Genomic DNA, 807 nt, shown 5'->3' with positions numbered 1-807 from the left:
TAGTCATATCCTTTTCTTACCTTCTATATCGAATGACTGATAAAAAAAGAAGACGGAAAATGTTATTGTCCCGATTGCGAAAAAGAATTGGAATATAAAGAGGAAGAATGCTATTATTTGAAATTATCCGATTACGGAGATTGGCTTATAAATTATTATAAAGAGCATCCAGAATTTTTGGGACCTAAAGAGAGAATGAACGAAATGCTTAATAATTTTCTTTTGCCTGGTTTGGAAGATTTGGCGGTTACTCGAAAAGGTTTGAAATGGGGAATAGAATGCCCGATAGACAAAGAGCATAGCATTTATGTTTGGATAGACGCTTTAAGCAATTATATAACGGCGCTTGGATATCCCGAAGAAGACGATAGTTTATTTAAAAAATATTGGGCATGCGATGTTCATTTTGTGGGAAAAGAGATTGTTAGATTCCATTCCATAATCTGGCCCATAATGCTTAAAATGCTCGATGTTCCTTTGCCAAAAAAAGTTTTCGGACATGGATGGATATTGTTTGACGATGGAAAAAAAATGAGCAAGAGCAGAGGAAATGTTGTAGAACCGAACAGTTTGATTGACAAATACGGAGTAGACGCTTTAAGATATTTTTTGATGCGGGAAATTAATTTTGGAATAGACGGATATTATTCGCAAGAATTACTCTTAAAAAGAATAAACAGCGATTTGGCGAACGATTACGGAAATTTATGGCATAGAATAACCACAATGCTTGAAAAATATTTTAACGGAATTTTGCCCGAAGAAGTCGAAAGCGTTTACGGAGAGAGAGAGAGAGTAGAGGAAACC

Annotated in this window: 1 protein-coding gene; it reads left to right on the top strand. The window is 35.2% G+C overall.

The genetic code is table 11. The annotated features are described in order from the left end of the window. Positions 1–36: 36 nt before the first annotated feature. Positions 37–807 (top strand): class I tRNA ligase family protein (locus EZH24_RS12890; protein WP_419670467.1); only part of this gene is annotated, 771 nt, incomplete at its 3' end.

Source organism: Brachyspira catarrhinii (genome assembly GCF_005518285.1).
GTDB lineage: Bacteria > Spirochaetota > Brachyspiria > Brachyspirales > Brachyspiraceae > Brachyspira > Brachyspira catarrhinii.
The sequence above is the reverse complement of the archived record's forward strand: the minus strand, read 5'-3'. Positions and strand labels throughout refer to the sequence as shown.